Genomic DNA, 759 nt, shown 5'->3' on the forward strand with positions numbered 1-759 from the left:
CTGCAGGATACCCAGGGCAACGGACGTACTATTCGCGAGCACAAAGTGGCCCTGAGTGACGAGCTGAGTGCGGCGATCCGCGCCTATGCCAAACAGCATGAAGTCAGTCCGGCAGCGATTTTCCACGCCGCCTGGGCACTGGTTTTAGGTGCTTGCAGCAATCAACAGGAGGTGGTGTTTGGCACCGTGATGAGCGGGCGAATGAATGGCGGGGCGGGCGTTGAACGCCTGCTGGGCATGTTGATCAACACCTTACCCGTGGCGGTGCCGTTACAAGGGGCGTCGGTGGCGGACTTTATCATCGAAGTAGACAGGCGACTAAAAGCCCTGCTGCCTTATGAGCAAGTGTCACTGGCGCAGGCGCAAAAATACAGTGCGGTGGGGTCAGACGGACCTTTATTCAGCGCGATGCTGAACTACCGTCACACTGAGCTGGGCGAAACAGACAGCGATGCACAGGAGAGTGATATCCAGGCGCTGGGCGCCCAGGAGCGCACCAATTATCCGTTTAACTTATCGGTCAATGACTATGGTGCAGCACACGTATTTAGCCTTGATTTACAAATTGATGAGCAGGTAGAGATAAGCCGCATCGCAGACTATGTGATGACAGCGCTGAGTACACTGACGGATGCGGCACACACACAGCCGGTGCATGCACTGAGTGTGCTGCCAGCGGATGAAGTGACCCGCTTACTGACGCAGGGTCAGCAAAGCCTGAGCTACGACAATACAGCCTGCATTCACCAGTTATTTGAA

Annotated in this window: 1 protein-coding gene; it reads left to right on the forward strand. The window is 55.6% G+C overall.

What is annotated here, in order from left to right:
* A partial coding sequence (locus C3B51_RS21940) for a condensation domain-containing protein (protein WP_240701951.1) occupies nucleotides 1-759 on the forward strand: 759 nt, incomplete at both ends.

This window comes from Pseudoalteromonas rubra (genome assembly GCF_004212645.1).
Classification (GTDB): Bacteria; Pseudomonadota; Gammaproteobacteria; order Enterobacterales; family Alteromonadaceae; genus Pseudoalteromonas; species Pseudoalteromonas rubra_G.